The sequence below is a fragment of the Halopseudomonas sp. Lyrl_26 genome, from assembly GCF_051948695.1.
Lineage (GTDB): Bacteria > Pseudomonadota > Gammaproteobacteria > Pseudomonadales > Pseudomonadaceae > Halopseudomonas > Halopseudomonas formosensis.
The window spans coordinates 101,278-116,983 of record NZ_JAYJLH010000001.1; the positions used below are offsets into that span (position 1 = coordinate 101,278).

At 63.9% G+C, this 15,706-nt stretch carries 15 protein-coding genes and 4 tRNA genes; 17 read left to right on the forward strand and 2 right to left on the reverse strand.

Annotated features, from left to right (window positions below; all coding sequences use genetic code 11):
- Positions 1 to 58 precede the first annotated feature (58 nt).
- Genes gspC through bamD form a run of 13 tightly spaced genes read left to right on the forward strand, consistent with a single transcriptional unit; the run spans position 59 to position 11,699 of the window.
- Positions 59 to 895 carry a type II secretion system protein GspC gene (gene gspC / locus VF673_RS00535; RefSeq protein WP_440290507.1) on the forward strand — a complete coding sequence of 279 codons (837 nt, stop codon included), beginning with the start codon at positions 59 to 61 and terminating at the stop codon, positions 893 to 895.
- Positions 896 to 901: 6 nt separating this feature from the next.
- The gene (gene gspD, locus VF673_RS00540) at positions 902 to 2,956 is read left to right on the forward strand and encodes a type II secretion system secretin GspD (protein WP_440290508.1); all 2,055 of its coding nucleotides are present in this window, start codon (positions 902 to 904) and stop codon (positions 2,954 to 2,956) included.
- A gap of 20 nt (positions 2,957 to 2,976) precedes the next feature.
- Positions 2,977 to 4,497, forward strand: coding sequence for a type II secretion system ATPase GspE (gspE, locus tag VF673_RS00545; protein ID WP_440290509.1), 1,521 nt, complete (start codon positions 2,977 to 2,979; stop codon positions 4,495 to 4,497).
- A 2-nt stretch (positions 4,498 to 4,499) separates the two neighbouring features.
- A complete protein-coding gene (gene gspF, locus VF673_RS00550; protein ID WP_440290510.1) occupies positions 4,500 to 5,711 on the forward strand; it encodes a type II secretion system inner membrane protein GspF in 1,212 nt (403 codons plus the stop codon).
- 1 nt (position 5,712) lies between these two features.
- Positions 5,713 to 6,183: a type II secretion system major pseudopilin GspG gene (gspG, locus tag VF673_RS00555; protein WP_090538077.1), complete on the forward strand. Its 471-nt coding sequence runs from the start codon at positions 5,713 to 5,715 to the stop codon at positions 6,181 to 6,183.
- The gene (gspH, locus tag VF673_RS00560) at positions 6,180 to 6,740 is read left to right on the forward strand and encodes a type II secretion system minor pseudopilin GspH (RefSeq protein ID WP_440290511.1); all 561 of its coding nucleotides are present in this window, start codon (positions 6,180 to 6,182) and stop codon (positions 6,738 to 6,740) included. The genes gspG and gspH overlap by 4 nt, the downstream gene beginning before the upstream one ends.
- Positions 6,721 to 7,119 (forward strand): type II secretion system minor pseudopilin GspI, encoded by a 399-nt coding sequence (gene gspI, locus VF673_RS00565; RefSeq protein ID WP_090538073.1) that lies wholly within the window; start codon positions 6,721 to 6,723, stop codon positions 7,117 to 7,119. Before gspH ends, gspI begins: the two co-directional genes overlap by 20 nt.
- The gene (gspJ, locus tag VF673_RS00570) at positions 7,116 to 7,748 is read left to right on the forward strand and encodes a type II secretion system minor pseudopilin GspJ (RefSeq protein ID WP_440290512.1); all 633 of its coding nucleotides are present in this window, start codon (positions 7,116 to 7,118) and stop codon (positions 7,746 to 7,748) included. The genes gspI and gspJ overlap by 4 nt, the downstream gene beginning before the upstream one ends.
- Positions 7,749 to 7,777: 29 nt before the next feature.
- On the forward strand, positions 7,778 to 8,554 hold the full coding sequence (locus VF673_RS00575) for a hypothetical protein (RefSeq protein WP_440290513.1): 777 nt from the start codon (positions 7,778 to 7,780) through the stop codon (positions 8,552 to 8,554).
- A gap of 16 nt (positions 8,555 to 8,570) precedes the next feature.
- Positions 8,571 to 9,803 (forward strand): type II secretion system protein GspL, encoded by a 1,233-nt coding sequence (gene gspL / locus VF673_RS00580; RefSeq protein WP_440290514.1) that lies wholly within the window; start codon positions 8,571 to 8,573, stop codon positions 9,801 to 9,803.
- Positions 9,800 to 10,282, forward strand: coding sequence for a type II secretion system protein GspM (gspM, locus tag VF673_RS00585; protein ID WP_440290515.1), 483 nt, complete (start codon positions 9,800 to 9,802; stop codon positions 10,280 to 10,282). The genes gspL and gspM overlap by 4 nt, the downstream gene beginning before the upstream one ends.
- Positions 10,282 to 11,037 carry a type II secretion system protein N gene (locus tag VF673_RS00590; protein ID WP_440290516.1) on the forward strand — a complete coding sequence of 252 codons (756 nt, stop codon included), beginning with the start codon at positions 10,282 to 10,284 and terminating at the stop codon, positions 11,035 to 11,037. Before gspM ends, VF673_RS00590 begins: the two co-directional genes overlap by 1 nt.
- Before the next feature lie 17 nt (positions 11,038 to 11,054).
- The gene (gene bamD, locus VF673_RS00595; protein WP_440290517.1) at positions 11,055 to 11,699 is read left to right on the forward strand and encodes an outer membrane protein assembly factor BamD; all 645 of its coding nucleotides are present in this window, start codon (positions 11,055 to 11,057) and stop codon (positions 11,697 to 11,699) included.
- A gap of 309 nt (positions 11,700 to 12,008) precedes the next feature.
- Here the strand turns inward: bamD and rdgC are convergent, their stop codons facing one another.
- Entirely contained in the window at positions 12,009 to 12,926 is a 918-nt protein-coding gene (gene rdgC, locus VF673_RS00600) for a recombination-associated protein RdgC (RefSeq protein ID WP_090538058.1), read from the reverse strand.
- Positions 12,927 to 13,111: 185 nt separating this feature from the next.
- Between rdgC and VF673_RS00605 the strand changes: the two genes are divergently transcribed.
- The 4 genes from VF673_RS00605 to VF673_RS00620 all read left to right on the forward strand — a co-directional run bounded on the left by VF673_RS00605 (position 13,112) and on the right by VF673_RS00620 (position 13,612).
- Positions 13,112 to 13,187, forward strand: a tRNA-Val gene (locus VF673_RS00605).
- Between the two features lie 13 nt (positions 13,188 to 13,200).
- Positions 13,201 to 13,277 (forward strand) — tRNA-Asp (locus VF673_RS00610).
- A gap of 169 nt (positions 13,278 to 13,446) precedes the next feature.
- Positions 13,447 to 13,522 (forward strand) — tRNA-Val (locus VF673_RS00615).
- A gap of 13 nt (positions 13,523 to 13,535) precedes the next feature.
- Positions 13,536 to 13,612 (forward strand) — tRNA-Asp (locus VF673_RS00620).
- Positions 13,613 to 13,729: 117 nt separating this feature from the next.
- On the opposite strand, the gene ftsH is transcribed toward VF673_RS00620, so the two are convergent.
- Positions 13,730 to 15,550, reverse strand: a complete 1,821-nt coding sequence (gene ftsH / locus VF673_RS00625; RefSeq protein WP_440290518.1) for an ATP-dependent zinc metalloprotease FtsH — start codon at positions 15,548 to 15,550, stop codon at positions 13,730 to 13,732.
- Between the last annotated feature and the right edge of the window lie 156 nt (positions 15,551 to 15,706).

The window sequence follows — 15,706 nt, forward strand, 5'->3', positions numbered from 1 at the left end:
GTAGCCTCCTGCGACTGATCCTGCAGCTCGAGGGCTGCGCGCTTTGCCTGGAGTATGCATGCCCGTGATAGCCCGTCTCAGCTTGGACTCGGTGGTGAAACTGTCCACCTTTTTGTTGGTTGCTATCACCTCTGTACTGCTGGCCCGCCTGACCTGGACCCTGATAGAACCGACCAGTGTGCTGCCCCCGGCCGCCTCCGTTCCCCTCGCCGAACTCCAGGCCGATTCGGCCACCGGTGCCCGGGGCGGTTTTCGCGAACTTGCCGCCCTGTCCGTATTCGGTACCCCCGCCCGGGAAAACCGGGTCGTCAACGCCCCCGAAACGTCGCTCAGCTGGACACTCAAGGGCGTGTTCACCAACCCCGATCCCAGCCGCAGTGCGGCCATTCTCGCCCCCCAGGGCCAGCCGGAAAAACTGTATCGCGTGGGCGCGTCCCTGCCGGGCAGCGTGACCCTGCAGGAAGTCTTTGCCGATCGCGTCATTCTTGATCGCGGCGGCCGCCTGGAAACCCTGCGCCTCAAACGCCACGATGCCCCGGCCAGTGCCGGGCGGCGCAGCGCTCCGGCCTTGCCGGCTGCCGCGCAGGCCGAGCCCCGAGTTGACCGGGATGCCTGGGTCAACGATCCCCAGCGCTTTCTCGATGTGATCAGTGCCAACCCGGTCATGGAGGACGGCGTCCTCTATGGGCTGGAAGTCTCACCTGCACGCAATGCACGGGAGTTCGAGGCCGCTGGTCTGGTCTCCGGTGACGTGATCACCGAGGTGAACGGCCGGCCGGTAGCGGAAATCAGTGACTACCGTGATCTGCTCACCGAGCTGGCCGATGCCAGTTCGGTGTCTGTTTCTCTGGAGCGTAACGGAGAACCGATGAACATTACGATCAATATGGATTAAGCCCGAATGCCTAGTTTGTTGCCCAAGTGTCGTTACGCCCTGCCGGTGGCCCTGGCCCTGAGCATGCTGAGCGGGAGTCTTGCAGCGCAGAACGCCGCGGTGCAGCCCGAGAATGATGAGTTGGTCCTGAACCTGCGCGATGCCGATATCAATGGTCTGATCGAGATCGTCAGTCAGGAGACCGGCATCAACTTCATCGTTGATCCTCGGGTGCGCGGCCAGGTCAACGTGGTGTCGGGTCAGCCGATCAGGCGCGAGGAGCTGTACGACCTTTTCCTCGGGGTGCTCAAATCCTACGGTTTTGCTGCGGTAACCGGGGCCGAGGGCACCGTGCGCATCGTGCCCGAGGTGCAGGCCAAGGAAAATGAAGTGGGCAGCCTGGAGCAGAACAGCCGGGGCGACGAGTTCATTACCCATGTGATCAGCGTTCGGCATCTGGATGCCAGCCAGCTGGTACGGATCCTGCGACCGCTGGTGCCCAAGGGCGGGCATCTGGCGGCAGCGGCGGAATCCAATTCCCTGGTGATTGCCGATACTGCAGCCAATGTGCGGCGTATCGAGGCGCTGATCAAGCGTATCGACCAGGAGTCCATGGAAGACTTCGAAGTGGTGCCGCTGGAGCATGCGTCGGCCCTGGAGCTGGTGCGCATCATCGAGGGGCTGAACATTGCCAGACCGGAAGAGAGTGGCGGCACCAAGCGGGTGCGGGTGATCGCCGATGAGAGGACCAACGCGCTGATTTTGCTGGGCGACCCCCAACGCCGTTCTTCCTATCGCGCGATGATCCGTCAGCTGGATGTGGTCGGCGACGAAGGAAATACCCAGGTGCATTATCTGCGCTACGCCAAGGCCGAAGACGTGGCCGAAGTGCTGCGCGGCATTGCCGAAGGTCGGGACGTGGACAATGGCACCACTGCCTCCAGCAGCGGCACCAGCAGTGGCAGTGGCAGCTCCTACGGTTATGGCAACCGGGATTCCCGGGTGCGCATCCAGGCCCATGAAAGCACCAACTCGGTGGTCGTGCACGGCCCGGCGGAGCTGAGCCGGGAAATGGCTCAGATCATCCGTCAGCTCGATATCCGTCGTGCCCAGGTGCTGGTCGAGGCGGTGATTGCAGAGGTGTCCTATGACCGCGCCAAGGAGCTGGGCGTGCAGTGGGGCTTCGGTAGCGAGAGTCGCGGGGTTGGGGTGATCAACTTTGCCCGGGCCAGTGGCGGCATCGTCAGTCTGGCCGCCGGTATCGACGCCTTTCTCGATGGTGAAGTGACCTCCCCGCCGTCCCTGTCTGACGGCGCCACCCTGGGCGGGGTGGGGACCATCGGCAGCACCCAGATCGGCCTGCTGATCAACGCCCTGCAGGGCGACAGTTCAAGCAATATCCTGTCCACTCCGAGTCTGCTGACCCTGGATAACGAGGAAGCGGAGATCGTGGTCGGTCAGAACGTGCCCTTCATTGTCGGCCGTTCGGTGGAGAACTCGGGCCAGGCCTTCGATACCATCCAGCGTGAGGATGTGGGCATCAAGCTGCGCATCCGCCCGCAGATCAACGAAGGCAACGCGGTGCGCCTGGAAATTGCCCAGGAGGTATCCCAGATCGCCCCCGGTGCCAGCGCCGCCGCGGACCTGATCACCAACAAGCGCAGCCTCAACACCCACGTGATGGTCGACGACAACCAGTTGATCGTGCTCGGCGGTCTGATCGACGACCAGATGGTCGAGACCCAGGACAAGGTGCCCCTGCTCGGCGACGTGCCCGGCCTGGGACGGCTGTTCCGGTACGACACCGCCAACGTGCAGAAACGCAATCTGATGATATTCCTGCGTCCGGTCATCGTCCGCGACACCGCCGTGGCTGAAAGTCTGACCCACGCCAAGTACAGTTACATGCGGGACCAGCAGCTGAAGGAGCAGGGCCGCCGCGCCAATCTGTTGCCGCGTCAGGACATGCCGATTCTGCCGGACTGGAACTACCTGCTGACCCTGCCGCCGCCCTTCGAGAATGCCAGCCAGCCCGATGTGGCGGTGAGTACGCCGATTCCCGCGCCGCCGAGGGCACGATGACCACAGTGAACGAGGCAGGTATGAGCACAGTACTGCCGGAAACCGGGGCCCAGCCACTGCCGGAGGCAGGGCTGCAGGCCGAGACCGGCTACCGTTTCGCCCGGCGTTTCGGGGTCCTGCCGGACCAGCTGCGCGACGGCCGACTGGATGTGTTCGTGCGTGCCGACTGTGATCCCCAGGCGCTGCTGGAGCTGCGGCGGCTGGCGGGTCATCCGCTGCATCCGGTGATGCTGGATGATGATGCCTTCGCCGCCCGCCTGCGTGACCGCTACGAGCGCTCAGCCAACGATGCCATGCAGTTCGTCGAAGGGTTGGGCGAGGACGCCGATCTGATGTCGGTGGCCCAGTCCCTGGCCGAGCCGGAAGACCTGCTGGAGTCCCAGGATGAAGCGCCCATCATCCGTCTGATCAACGCCCTGCTGTCCGAGGCGGTCAAGGAGAACGCCTCGGACATCCATATCGAACCCTTCGAGAATCGCCTGTCCATCCGCCTGCGGGTCGATGGTGTGCTGCGCGAGGTGCTGGAACCACCGCGGGCGCTGGCGCCGGTGATAGTGTCGCGGATCAAGGTCATGGCCAAGCTGGACATTGCCGAGAAACGCCTGCCCCAGGACGGCCGCATCGGCCTGCGACTGGTGGGCCGCGCAGTGGACGTACGGGTCTCGACCCTGCCGTCCGGGCATGGCGAACGGGTGGTGCTGCGTCTGCTGGACAAGCAGGCCGGTCGTCTCGAGTTGCGTCAGCTGGGCATGTGCGACGGACACTACGAGGCCATGGAGCGCATCATCAATCGTCCCCACGGCATCGTGCTGGTCACCGGCCCGACCGGTTCGGGCAAGACCACCACCCTGTACTCGGCGCTGATGCGGCTCAACGACCGCAGCCGTAACATCCTCACGGTCGAAGACCCCATCGAATACTATCTGGACGGCATCGGCCAGACCCAGATCAATACCAAGGTCGATATGACCTTTGCCCGGGGACTGCGGGCCATCCTTCGTCAGGACCCGGATGTGGTCATGGTCGGGGAGATCCGCGACCTGGAGACGGTACAGATTGCCATCCAGGCCAGTCTCACCGGTCACCTGGTGTTCTCCACCCTGCATACCAACACCGCCATCGGGGCGATTACCCGGCTGCGGGATATGGGCGTGGAACCCTTCCTGCTGTCCTCCACGCTCAACGGTGTGCTGGCCCAGCGGCTGGTGCGCACCCTGTGCCCGGACTGCCGCAAACCGCACACCGCCACCGCCCGGGAATGCCAGCTGCTGGAAGTGGACCCGGCCCAGGCACCGATCCTGTACAGCCCGGTGGGTTGCCCCGAGTGCAACGGCAGCGGTTACCGCGGGCGTACCGGTATCTATGAACTGATCGAGATCGACGACACCCTGCGCGGGCTGATCCACGATGGTGCCAGTGAGCAGGCGATGGTCCGGCATGCCCGGCTGTCGCAGATCGGCATCCGTCAGGACGGCCTGCGCCGCGTGCTGGCCGGGGACACCACGCTGGAAGAAGTCCTGCGCGTGACCCGGGAGGACTGAGCATGCCAGCCTTCGAATACGTCGCCCTGGACCAGACTGGCCGCACCCGCAAGGGCGTGGAGGAGGGCGATTCCTCCCGTCAGGTACGCACCCGCCTGCGGGAGAAGGGCCTGATGCCCATGTCGGTCAACGAGGTGGCGGAAAAGCAGTCGGTGCTGCGCATGCCCATGTTCCAGCGGCGCATCAAGCCGCTGGAGCTGTCGCTGGCCACCCGGCAGATGGCCACCCTGGCCAGGGCCGGCATGCCCATCGAGGAAGTTCTGGGTACCGTGGCCCGCCAGAGCGAATCGCCACGGGTCAAGGCGACCCTGGCGGCGGTGCGCACCCGGGTAATGGAAGGCCTGCCCCTGGCCCACGCCATGGGCGAGTTTCCTTCGGTGTTCCCGATGATCTACCGCACCACCATTGCCGCCGGGGAACAGGCCGGGCGCATGGAGCTGGTGCTCGAGCGGCTGGCGGACAACGTCGAAGCGCAGAATGCCATGCGCCAGAAGATCACCCTGGCGATGTTCTACCCGGCCATCCTGACCCTGGTGGCCATGCTGGTGGTGGTGGCCCTGCTGACCTATGTGGTGCCCGAAGTGGTACAGGTATTTGCCGGCATGAATCAGCAGCTGCCCTGGCTGACCCGGGCGCTGATCGCCACCAGCGATACGGTAAGGGAGTGGGGCTGGCTGATGCTGCTGGGTCTGATCGCCCTGATCACCGGCGTGCGGCAGATCCTCAAACGCCCGGCGGCAAGGCTCCGCTGGGATGGCATGCTGCTGAAGCTGCCGTTGATCGGGCGCCTGGTACGGGGCCTGAACACCGCCCGTTTTGCCCGCACCCTGAACATCCTCGCCGGCAGCGGTGTCCCCCTGCTGGACGCGCTGAACATGAGCGCCTCGGTCATCAGCAATACACCCATGCGCGAGGCGGTGGCCGAGGCCGCCCGCCGTGTGCGCGAAGGTTCCGGCGTCGGTCATGCGCTGGAGCGCAGTGGCTACTTCCCCCCCATGACCCTGAGCCTGATCAAGAGCGGGGAGAGCAGCGGCACCCTGGACAAGATGCTCGAACGGGCCGCGGAAACCCAGGAACGGGAACTGGAGGCACGGATTGCCATGGTCATGGGGGTCTTCGAGCCGCTGCTGATTCTGGCAATGGGGGGCGTGGTACTCATCATCGTACTGGCCATCCTGCTGCCCATCTTTGAACTCAACCAACTGGTCAACTGATATGCAAAGCGTAAAGACAGTCTCCTCAGCCCAACGTGGTTTCACCCTGATCGAGGTCATGGTGGTGGTGGTCATCCTCGGCATCCTCGCCGCCGTGGTGGTGCCCCGGGTCATGGACAGGCCCGACCAGGCCAGGACCACCAAGGTGCAGAACGACATCCGCGCCATGGAGAGTGCGCTGAACCTGTATCGTCTGGACAACTTCAACTACCCCACCACCGAGCAGGGCCTGCGGGCACTGGTCGAGCGACCCAGCGGCGATGCGGCGCGCAACTGGCGGGCCGGTGGTTATATCGACCGTCTGCAGCGTGACCCCTGGGGCAACGAATACCAGTATCTGCGTCCGGGTCGTGATGGTCGGGACTTCGACCTCTACAGTCTGGGCGCCGATGGCCGTCCGGGCGGCACCGGTGCCAATGCCGATATCGGCAACTGGAACCTGGAAAACGCGGACGACGAAAACAACAGGTGAGCACAGTGGCCGCAGCGCAGTTCCGCCATCCCGGTTGCCGGCCGGCCCAGCAGGGGTTCACCCTGATGGAGCTGCTGGTGGTCATGGTGTTGATCGGCGTTGTGGCTGGTCTGGCGTCGCTGTCGATCGGCGATGGCGCCGAACGACAGCTGCGCAGCGAAACCGAACGCCTGGCCATGACCCTGCGACTGGCGCGGGACGAATTGCTGATTACCGGCGAATCGGACCGGGCGCTGGGGCTGCGCCGTGATGGCTACAGTTTCCTCGAACTCATGGTGCTGGATGACAATACCCGCGAGTGGCATGCGCTGGAGGACCCGCAGCTGGGGCCGCGCCGTTTCCCGCAGGATCTGATCGAGGTCCAGCTCGAGCTGGATGGCCAGTACACCGCCTTGCCCCAGACGCGTGGCTGGGAACCGCATATCCGTCTGGGCAATACCGGTGAGATGACGCCGGCGGTGATTACCCTGCGGGTGGCGGGGAGCGAATTGCGCCGCGAGATAGAGGTGACCCTGGAGGGGCGCGTGGAGGTGCGGGATGCGACGCCGCAGGGCTGACCGGCAGCGGGGGTTTACCCTGCTCGAAGTGCTGGTGGCGCTGACCGTGCTGGCCGTGGCCCTGGCGGCGCTGGTCAAGACCGGCGCCGACCATGCGCGCAACTCCGCCTATCTGCAGGAGCGTACCCTGGCCCACTGGGCCGGCCAGAACCTGCTGACCGAATTCCAGACCGGCATGCGCGTCGTTGCCGAAGGCGGCCGTACCGGGGACATCAGCATGGGGCCCTACAGGTTCGGCTTCCGCGTTCAGATGAGCGATTACACCGCCACCACGCCTTTTCCTCTGCCAGCGGTCAAACGTGTGGACATCCGCCTGTGGCTGGCCGAAGAGGGCGAGCAGGCGCAGCGGGCCAATGTATCCGGGTTTCTGCTGCCATGATCCGATCCGAGCGGAAGCGGCAGGGCGGGTTCACCCTGCTGGAGATGCTGATTGCCATGGCCGTGTTCGCGGTCATGAGCATGGTGGCCTACCAGGGATTGCGGGCCGTGCTGGATGCCGATCACATCACCCGGGAGCAGGCCCAGCGGCTGGCCGATCTGCAGGTGACCCTGAGTGTGCTCGAGCGGGATCTGGCCCAGGTGGTGAATGTGCGGGTGCGTGACGAGTTCGGTGATCCGCTGCCGCCGCTCAGATTGCGCGCCGGCGGTGAACATCAGTTATTGGAGCTGGTAAGGGCCGGTGCCGGGGGCGATCAGCGCCTGCGGCGCACCGCCTGGCAGATTACCGAGCGCGGGCTGGAACGCCGCCTGTGGCCGGGTGTGGATATTGTCGATCCCGAGAGCATGCGGGTTCGCCCCTTTGCCGACCTGGTCGCCGAGGACCAGCGGCTGGGAATGGACAGTGCCTTCCATTTCATTGTGCGGACCCAGGCCGGTCTGGACCGGGTGGATGCCTGGCCGCCGGCGGATGCCGATCCCGAGGCGGGCGGCTTGCCGATGGCAGTCGAACTGGTGCTGGACATCCCCGGTCTGGGGGAAATCCGGCGGCTGATGGCGGTAGGTTTATGAGGCGGTGCGGACCACAGCGGCAGCGCGGCGTGGCGCTGATCACAGCTCTGCTGGTCATGGCCCTGGCGGTGGTGGCTGCGGTCGCCATGGCGGTGCGCGGGCAGGCGGATATTCGTCGGACCAGTGCGGTATTCGAGCGGGACTTTTCCCGCCAGGTGGCTCGGGGGGCAGAGAACATGGTGCTGCAGATGCTGGAGCGGGCCGATGGGCCGGAGGATCTGGTGTGGGATACCTGCCGCTCGCCGGTGCTGCCCTTCGAGGTTGACGGGGTGCGGCTTGAGGCTTTTCTGGATGACATGCGCTGTCGTTACAACCTCAACGCCCTGGGCGGAGGACAGGAAGCGGAGCTTGCCGATTTTGCCCGGCTGGTCGACCGGGTATCCCAGGAAAGTGGCGTGCGCATGCCCCCGGGCGCCCAGCTGGCGCTGGCGGTGGCCGACTGGATGAATGCGGAAAGCGATGATCCCGTGTATCGGCTGGAGAACCCGGCCCGGGTATCGGGTAACCGGCCCATGGTTACCGCTTCGGAAATCAACAGCGTGGCCGGCATGACCGCGGAAGCCTGGCAGGCTCTGGCGCCCTACGTGACAGCCTACCCGGGCAGTGCCAGTCCGATCGATCTGGAGCGCAGCCCCAAGCTGATACAGGAAGTATTCTCCGACCGCCAGCTGGGTGGTGACGCAGCCTGGTACATGCGCCTGCAGGTGGTCGCGCACTTTGCCAATCGACGCTTCTACCAGTGCACATTATTGGACGCACCCAATGGAAAGGTGGTGCTCAGAGAACAGACGGCCTGCGAGCCATGAACAGACGGAACACACCATGCTGATAGTGCTATTACCGGAGCCGTCCCTCACTGCAGGGCTGGAGTCACCCCCGCTGTACTGGTGGCGCCTCGGGCGGGAGGGGGCCCTGCTGGAGTCGGGGCAGGATGACCTGCCGGCCCTGCGCAGACGCTACCCGGCGGAGCGACTGCGGCTGCTGGCTCCGGCCACCGTCACCAGTCTGTATCGGGTTTCCATCCCGGTACGCCGGGCCTCGGCAGCGCGTGCGGCGCTGCCCTTCGCGCTGGAGGATCAGCTCGGCCAGGAGCTGGAGGAATTGCATCTGGTAGCCGGTCCCCGCCGGGCCGACGGCCGCTATGTGGCAGCGGTAACCGAACACCGCTGCATGCAGGAATGGATGCAGCTGGTCGAGGCGGCCGGCTGGCGCGCCGACGCCATGCTGCCCCAGGCCAGTCTGCATCAGGATCAGACGCCGGAGCGGGGGCTGCGCATCCAGCCCTCGCCATGGCCGAACGGGCCATCCACGGTGCTGGTCACCAGCGTCGATCAGGAGCCGGTACTCATCGAACAGGAACTGCTCGGCTTCTGGCTGCAGCAGCGCCTGGGTCAGCTGGACAAGGACCAGCGTCGCGTCCAGCTGATCGGACTGACACCGGAACAGCAGGGGATTGACGCCGACTGTGAAATTGACTCGTCCGCCGCAGGCACCAGTCTGGAAGCGACACTGCTTGCCAGCTCGCAACCGGCTCGCTCCCTCAATCTGCTCACCGGCGGCTACAGCAGTGGCATGGCCGCGCCCCCGTGGCGCAAGCTGCGCCCGGCGCTGGTAGCTGCCGGCGCGCTGCTTGCGGTGTTGATTGCCCAGCAGGGCATCCAGACCCTGGTGCTGAATCAGGAGCGGGAAAAGCTGCAGGCGCAGATCGATCAGCTGTTCGACGAGACCCTGCCCAGAAGCCGGCGGGTGGACCCGGTGACCCAGTTCCGTCAGGTGTTGGAGGGGGCCGGTGGCCAGGCTGCAACGGACGGCATGGGGCTGCTGTTGCATGATGCACTGGCAGTGGTGGCAGCCGAAGGCTCGGCGAAGATACAGCAGTTTCGTGCCACCCCCTCGGAAATGGAGCTGGAGCTGAGTCTGCCGTCCTTTGCCGAGCTGGAGAAACTGCGCAGTCAGCTGGCGGCCAGTGCCGGGCTTAGCGAATCCCTGCAGGGTGCTGACTCCGATGGGGAAGGGGTAACCGCGCGACTGCGCATACAGAGGAATCCGTCATGAATGCCTGGTGGGCGGGACTGGCCCCGCGTGAACGTATCATTCTTGCCGGTGGTGGCCTGGTGCTGCTGCTGGTAGTTCTTTATCTGGCGATCTGGGAGCCACTGGCCCGGCAGCATGCCGAGGCCCGCGCCGACATTCGCGCCCTGTCCGCGGATCTGGCCTGGATGCAGCAGGTCGCCGGTCAGGTCAAGCGCCGCGGCGCGCAGCAGAGCAGTCAGCCAGCGGCTGCCAGCGGCGGCTCGGTACTGACCCTGGTGGAGGTGTCGGCGCGCAGTGCCGGGCTGCATCAGGCTCTGGAGCGCGTGCAGCCCGAAGGCCTGGGCGCACGGCTGTGGCTTACCGAAACCGGGTTCGACAAACTGATGGCCTGGCTGGGGGATCTGGAGCAGCGCCATGGTCTGCAGGTCAGTCAGCTGGCAGTGGACGCGAGCAATGCCCCCGGTACCGTGACCGCCCGGATCAAGGTGGAGCCGCGCTGATGAGGATTCGCTGGAACCTGAAGAAAACCCTGATCTGCGGTCTGCTGCTGTATCTGCTGACGCTCATCTGGACACTGCCCGCCGCAGTGGTCTGGAAACAGTTGCAGCCCCGTCTGCCGGTGCCGGTGACCATTCATGGCCTGACCGGCACGCTCTGGTCCGGCCAGGCCGGTCAACTGGTGGTGGATGGCATCAATCAGGGCCGTCTGGACTGGCGCTGGCGTCCCGGAATGCTGCTGAGCGGCGCCATAGGTCTGGAGTTGCACTGGCAGCCGCGCAACGGCCAGGTGCTGGCGCAGCTGCGCGTCAGCCCCGGTGCTCTGAGCCTGCACAACATCAGCGGCGAACTGGATGCGTCCAGCATGGCGATCATCCACAATGCGCCCTTCGCCCTCGGCGGAAAATGGCTGCTGGATGTACCCGAGCTGACGCTGGAGAATCTGGAGCACGTATCCGGTGCCCAGGGCCGGCTGGTCTGGCAGGAGGCGGCCGGTGGCCTGCCCCAGGCCATGCCCTTCGGACACCTGACGGCCGAGTTGGATCAGGCCGATGGCTGGCTGCTGCTGCGCCTGCAGGATCAGGGGGGACCGCTGGGACTGCGCGGGGACGCGCGCTGGCGCCCAGGACAGCCTATGAAGATCAACGCGCAACTACAGGCCCGGGCGGATGCCGAACCGGCCCTGGCCAGCGGGCTGGGCCTGCTGGGCCGGGCAGACAATCAGGGCTGGATCCGCTGGCGGGCACAGCTGCAATGACAATTTGGAGATATTCGATGCGTTTGATGGTGATGATGGTCGTGCTTGCTGGCCTGGCTGGTTGCGCCGGCATGGCCTCCCAGCCGGGTAATGACAGTGAGCTGGCGGATGTGCGGGCCAAGATCGCACTCGGGCGCTGTGACGAGGGGCTGGTGACAGGCTTGCGTAATCAGAGCATGCCGGAGCTGGACCAGGAGGCTGCCTATGTCTGCCTGCAGCGGGGCGAGCTGGAGGCGGTCGAGCAGTTGCTCGCTGACTACAGCAAGCGCCACCGCGATCCGCCGCACCCGGATTATTCGGCCTATCTGCTGGCTTTGACCCAGCAGTTGCGCTTCGAGCTGACCGAGGACGACACCGCGCGTCTGCGCGAAGGTCGTGCAGCCCATGCCCGCTACGCCGAATTCGCCCGGACCTATCCTGATTCCGAATACCGCACCGAAGTGGGGCCACGGCTCAATACCCTGCTCGATGAAATGGCCAGTGCCGAATTGCGCCTGGCGCAGGCGGCGGCCAATGCCGGTGACCGCAGCGCGGCGCAGGCGCGCATGCAATACATAATGCGTCACTACCCCCTCAGCGGGGCCGCGCGTGAGGCCGGCAACTGGCTGGAAGCGCGTACTGGAGATGAAGACGAGAACGTGCCCCCGGGCACCGCCTGGTAGCATCCACGTGCCCCATCAGGGTGCATGTGGCAAGGGCTTTTTTTGCCCTTTGTGAGATATTTGCCCTTGACATTGTGCACAAGCGGAGCAAATCGCCGCTCGCCGTTCCGCTGAACCGCTGCAAACCCCCGTCAAATCAGTGTTTTATTGCAACCTGCTGATTTATAAGGAATTTTTTCACGGTTAAAATTTGATCATTTTAACCTGCAGCCATGAATTATCAGCCCCAGAGGCACTTTTAAGCAGGCTATCCACAATGTTATCCACAGCTTCTGTGGATAGCCTGCAGGTCGACTGACGACTCGCTGGTCACACCCCCTGGGGGATGTCCTCACCGCCCAGCGCAGTGGTCAGGGCGGGCAGCAATTCGGACAGCGTACGGGACATGATGATGAAGCTGGCGTCCAGCTGACCGGCCATGTCGTCACCGCCCTGGTCGTCCGCCTCATCGCGCAGCAGCTCTTCAAAACGCAGCCGCTTGACGCTCAGCTTGTCATCCAGAGTGAAGGACACCTTGTCCTGCCAGTGCAGGGCCAGCTGGCTGACCTGCTTGCCAACGGCCAGGTGCTGCTGGATCTCGTCGCTGGACAGATCCTGACGTTTGCAGCGAATCACGCCGCCGTCTTCACCGGTATCCCGCAGCTCGCACTCATCGGAAATGATCAGCCCTTCAGGCGCCTGGCCGGCCTTGACCCAGTCGGTCATGCAGGCCGCAGGGGCGATCTTCACGTTCATCGGGCGCACCGGCAGGCTGCCGGTACCTTCACGCAGCAGGCTGAGCAGATCTTCCGCCCGCTTGGCGCTGGAGGTGTCCACGGCAATCCAGCCTTCCTGGGGTGCGATCAGCGCCAGGGTGGTCTGGCTGCGGGTGAAGGCCCGGGGCAACAGGCTCATGACGATCTCGTCTTTCAGCGTGTCGCGCTCCTTTTTGTACACCTTGCGCGCATCCCGGGCTTCGATTTCCTCGATCTTCTCGGCCAGGGCGTCCTTGACCACGCTGCCCGGCAGAATCCGCTCTTCCTTGCGCATTGCCACCAGCCAGTACCCTTCGGCTACCTGCAGCAGGTTTTCCGAATGACGGCCGAACGGCGTGGTCCAGCCCAGGGTATGGGTTTCCTGGCTGGCACAGGGGCGGGCAGGACGCTGCTCCAGGGCGGTGAGCAGTTCGGCTTCGGTAAAGGGAACGGGCTGGCTGAAACGGTAGAGCAACAGATTACGAAACCACATGAGTGATCCTTGTGATGCGTGGATGGAGATGAAAAAGGGGGCGGGCATTATTGCGCGCAGCGCGGATTTCAGCCAGTCCCCGGCGATGAGTGCATAACATATTGAAAAAGAGTGAGATTTTTTTCACAAAAGGTCTTGCCAGACAACGGAAACCTGCCTAGAATGCGCCCACTTCGAGAGTAAAGGGGTGGTTAGCTCAGCTGGGAGAGCATCTGCCTTACAAGCAGAGGGTCGGCGGTTCGATCCCGTCACCACCCACCACTCGAGGTAACGCGCAGCGGTAGTTCAGTTGGTTAGAATACCGGCCTGTCACGCCGGGGGTCGCGGGTTCGAGTCCCGTCCGCTGCGCCATATTTGAAAGCCCTCGCATCGAAAGATGCGGGGGCTTTTTCATTCTGGGGGCGTCGAGCACCAGCTCGATGAGCGTCCTTGCCGATAATCATCATTGTTCGCCAAATACCTTCTGATCCACTTGCCATAACCCTGAAAGCCCATTAGAATGCGCGCTCACTTCGAGAGAGGGTGGTTAGCTCAGCTGGGAGAGCATCTGCCTTACAAGCAGAGGGTCGGCGGTTCGATCCCGTCACCACCCACCACTCGAGGTAACGCGCAGCGGTAGTTCAGTTGGTTAGAATACCGGCCTGTCACGCCGGGGGTCGCGGGTTCGAGTCCCGTCCGCTGCGCCATATCGAAAGCCCTTAGCTTGTTGAAAGCCAAGGGCTTTTTTCGTTTTTCAGGCTTGGTTTCATGATGTTGGCCTGCGAGTGATTTTCACTCTGTGACCAAGACGTGACTGCTCCCCTCTATTGCCTCGCCGGCTGCAACCCCTGGGTCAGCTCTGCCAGTTCGGTTTCATCCAGTGTCTCCACCTCCAGCAGACGCTGGGCGGCTTTTTCCAGAATCGCGCGGTTGTGCTGGAGTATCTCCAGCGCCCGGGCCGACACCTGTTGCAGCAACTCACGCACGGCCGCGTCCATCGCCTCGGCGGTGGCTTCACTGTAGCTGCGCTCGATGTAACTGGGCGTTCTGCCACCGAGGAAGCTGTTCTTCTCGTATTCGTAACTGACCCCGCCCAGACGCGTATCCATGCCGTAACGTGCAACCATGGAACGGGCAATATCGGTAGCCCGCGCCAGGTCGTCCGCCGCGCCCGTGGAAAGATGGTCAAACACCAGTTTCTCGGCGGCACGCCCGGCCAGCAGCACGGCTATCTTGTTGCGCAGCTCCGCTTCGGTCATCAGGAAGCGGTCCTCGGTAGGACGCTGAATGGTGTAGCCCAGCGCACCCACGCCACGCGGAATGATCGAGACCTTGTGCACCTGATCCAGCCCCGGCAACGCCATGCTTACCAGCGCATGTCCCATCTCATGGTAGGCGACGATTTCCCGCTCGCGGGGGTTGATCAGACGATTGCGTTTTTCCAGGCCGGCGACGATGCGTTCGATCGCACTGGTAAAATCTTCCATGCCCACCACCTTGGCACGCCGGCGGGTGGCAAGCAGGGCGGCTTCGTTCACCAGATTGGCCAGGTCGGCGCCGGAAAAGCCGGTGGTCAGCGCGGCAATATCGTCCAGTGCTATGTTGTCGGCCAGTAGCACCTTCTTCATGTGAACCTTGAGAATCTGCACCCGCCCGGCACGGTCAGGCCGGTCCACCAGTACCTGGCGGTCGAAGCGCCCAGCACGCAACAGGGCCGGGTCGAGTATTTCCGGACGGTTGGTCGCCGATAGCAGCACCACGCCCTCACCCGGATCGAATCCATCCAGCTCGGCCAGCAACTGGTTCAGGGTCTGCTCGCGCTCTTCGTTGCCGCCCTGCACATTGGCCGCACCGCGGGCCCGGCCCAGCGCATCCAGCTCGTCAATGAAGATGATGGCCGGGGCTGCCTTGCGGGCCTGCTCGAACAGGTCCCTGACCCGCGCCGCGCCTACGCCGACAAACATCTCGACGAACTCCGAGCCGGAAATAGAGAAGAAGGGCACCTGCGCCTCACCTGCGACCGCACGCGCCAGCAGGGTCTTGCCCGTCCCCGGCGGCCCGACCAGCAGAATCCCCTTGGGCATACGCGCACCGAGGCTGCCGTATTCCTTGGGGTTACGCAGGAAATCGATCACTTCCTGAAGTTCGGCCTTGGCTTCATCGACGCCCGCCACATCATCAAATGTCACCTTGATGTCGGTCTCGACATACACTCTGGCTTTGCTCTTGCCGATCGACATCATCCCGCCCATGCCTGACTTCGCACTCATGCGCCGGATCAGGAACAACCAGATAGCGATAAAGAACAGGGCCGGCAGCATCCAGGACAGCAGCGCGGTAAACCAGGTGTTTTCCACCTTGCCGGCATAGGTTACGCCGGTTTCACTCAGGCGCTCGGCCAGGTCGGGCGCGACCGGCGTGGTGATAAATCCGGTCTTGCCGTCCTGGGCAACCTTGAAGGTACCCCTGATGCTGGTGCTGCTGATCTCGACCTTCTCGATCACATCACGCTCGAGGTAACTCTCAAACTGGCTATAGGGGATCGACTCCACCGTTTGTGTCTGCACCCATATGTCACGCAACAGGACCACGCCCATTACCGCAAACAGGACATACCAAAGGTTGATCTGATTACCACGATTCATGATTGCGCTCCGGGCGATTTGGGAATGCGGAATCCGGGGAATGCCCCCGCGACACTGATATAGATAGGACTGCCATGATTGTGCCAGAGATAGCCGCATAAAAAACGCCCCGCTGCACCTTCCGATGCCAGCGGGGCGTAATTACCCGACAGTAGC

Excerpts from the sequence above, each read along its gene's own strand:
- gspC (WP_440290507.1), top strand. The coding sequence starts at position 59 with ATGCCCGTGATAGCCCGTCTCAGCTTGGACTCGGTGGTGAAACTGTCC.
- gspD (WP_440290508.1), top strand. The coding sequence starts at position 902 with ATGCCTAGTTTGTTGCCCAAGTGTCGTTACGCCCTGCCGGTGGCCCTG.
- gspE (WP_440290509.1), top strand. The coding sequence starts at position 2,977 with ATGAGCACAGTACTGCCGGAAACCGGGGCCCAGCCACTGCCGGAGGCA.
- gspF (WP_440290510.1), top strand. The coding sequence starts at position 4,500 with ATGCCAGCCTTCGAATACGTCGCCCTGGACCAGACTGGCCGCACCCGC.
- gspG (WP_090538077.1), top strand. The coding sequence starts at position 5,713 with ATGCAAAGCGTAAAGACAGTCTCCTCAGCCCAACGTGGTTTCACCCTG.
- gspI (WP_090538073.1), top strand. The coding sequence starts at position 6,721 with ATGCGACGCCGCAGGGCTGACCGGCAGCGGGGGTTTACCCTGCTCGAA.
- gspJ (WP_440290512.1), top strand. The coding sequence starts at position 7,116 with ATGATCCGATCCGAGCGGAAGCGGCAGGGCGGGTTCACCCTGCTGGAG.
- gspL (WP_440290514.1), top strand. The coding sequence starts at position 8,571 with ATGCTGATAGTGCTATTACCGGAGCCGTCCCTCACTGCAGGGCTGGAG.
- gspM (WP_440290515.1), top strand. The coding sequence starts at position 9,800 with ATGAATGCCTGGTGGGCGGGACTGGCCCCGCGTGAACGTATCATTCTT.
- VF673_RS00590 (WP_440290516.1), top strand. The coding sequence starts at position 10,282 with ATGAGGATTCGCTGGAACCTGAAGAAAACCCTGATCTGCGGTCTGCTG.
- bamD (WP_440290517.1), top strand. The coding sequence starts at position 11,055 with ATGCGTTTGATGGTGATGATGGTCGTGCTTGCTGGCCTGGCTGGTTGC.
- rdgC (WP_090538058.1), bottom strand. The coding sequence starts at position 12,926 with ATGTGGTTTCGTAATCTGTTGCTCTACCGTTTCAGCCAGCCCGTTCCC.
- ftsH (WP_440290518.1), bottom strand. The coding sequence starts at position 15,550 with ATGAATCGTGGTAATCAGATCAACCTTTGGTATGTCCTGTTTGCGGTA.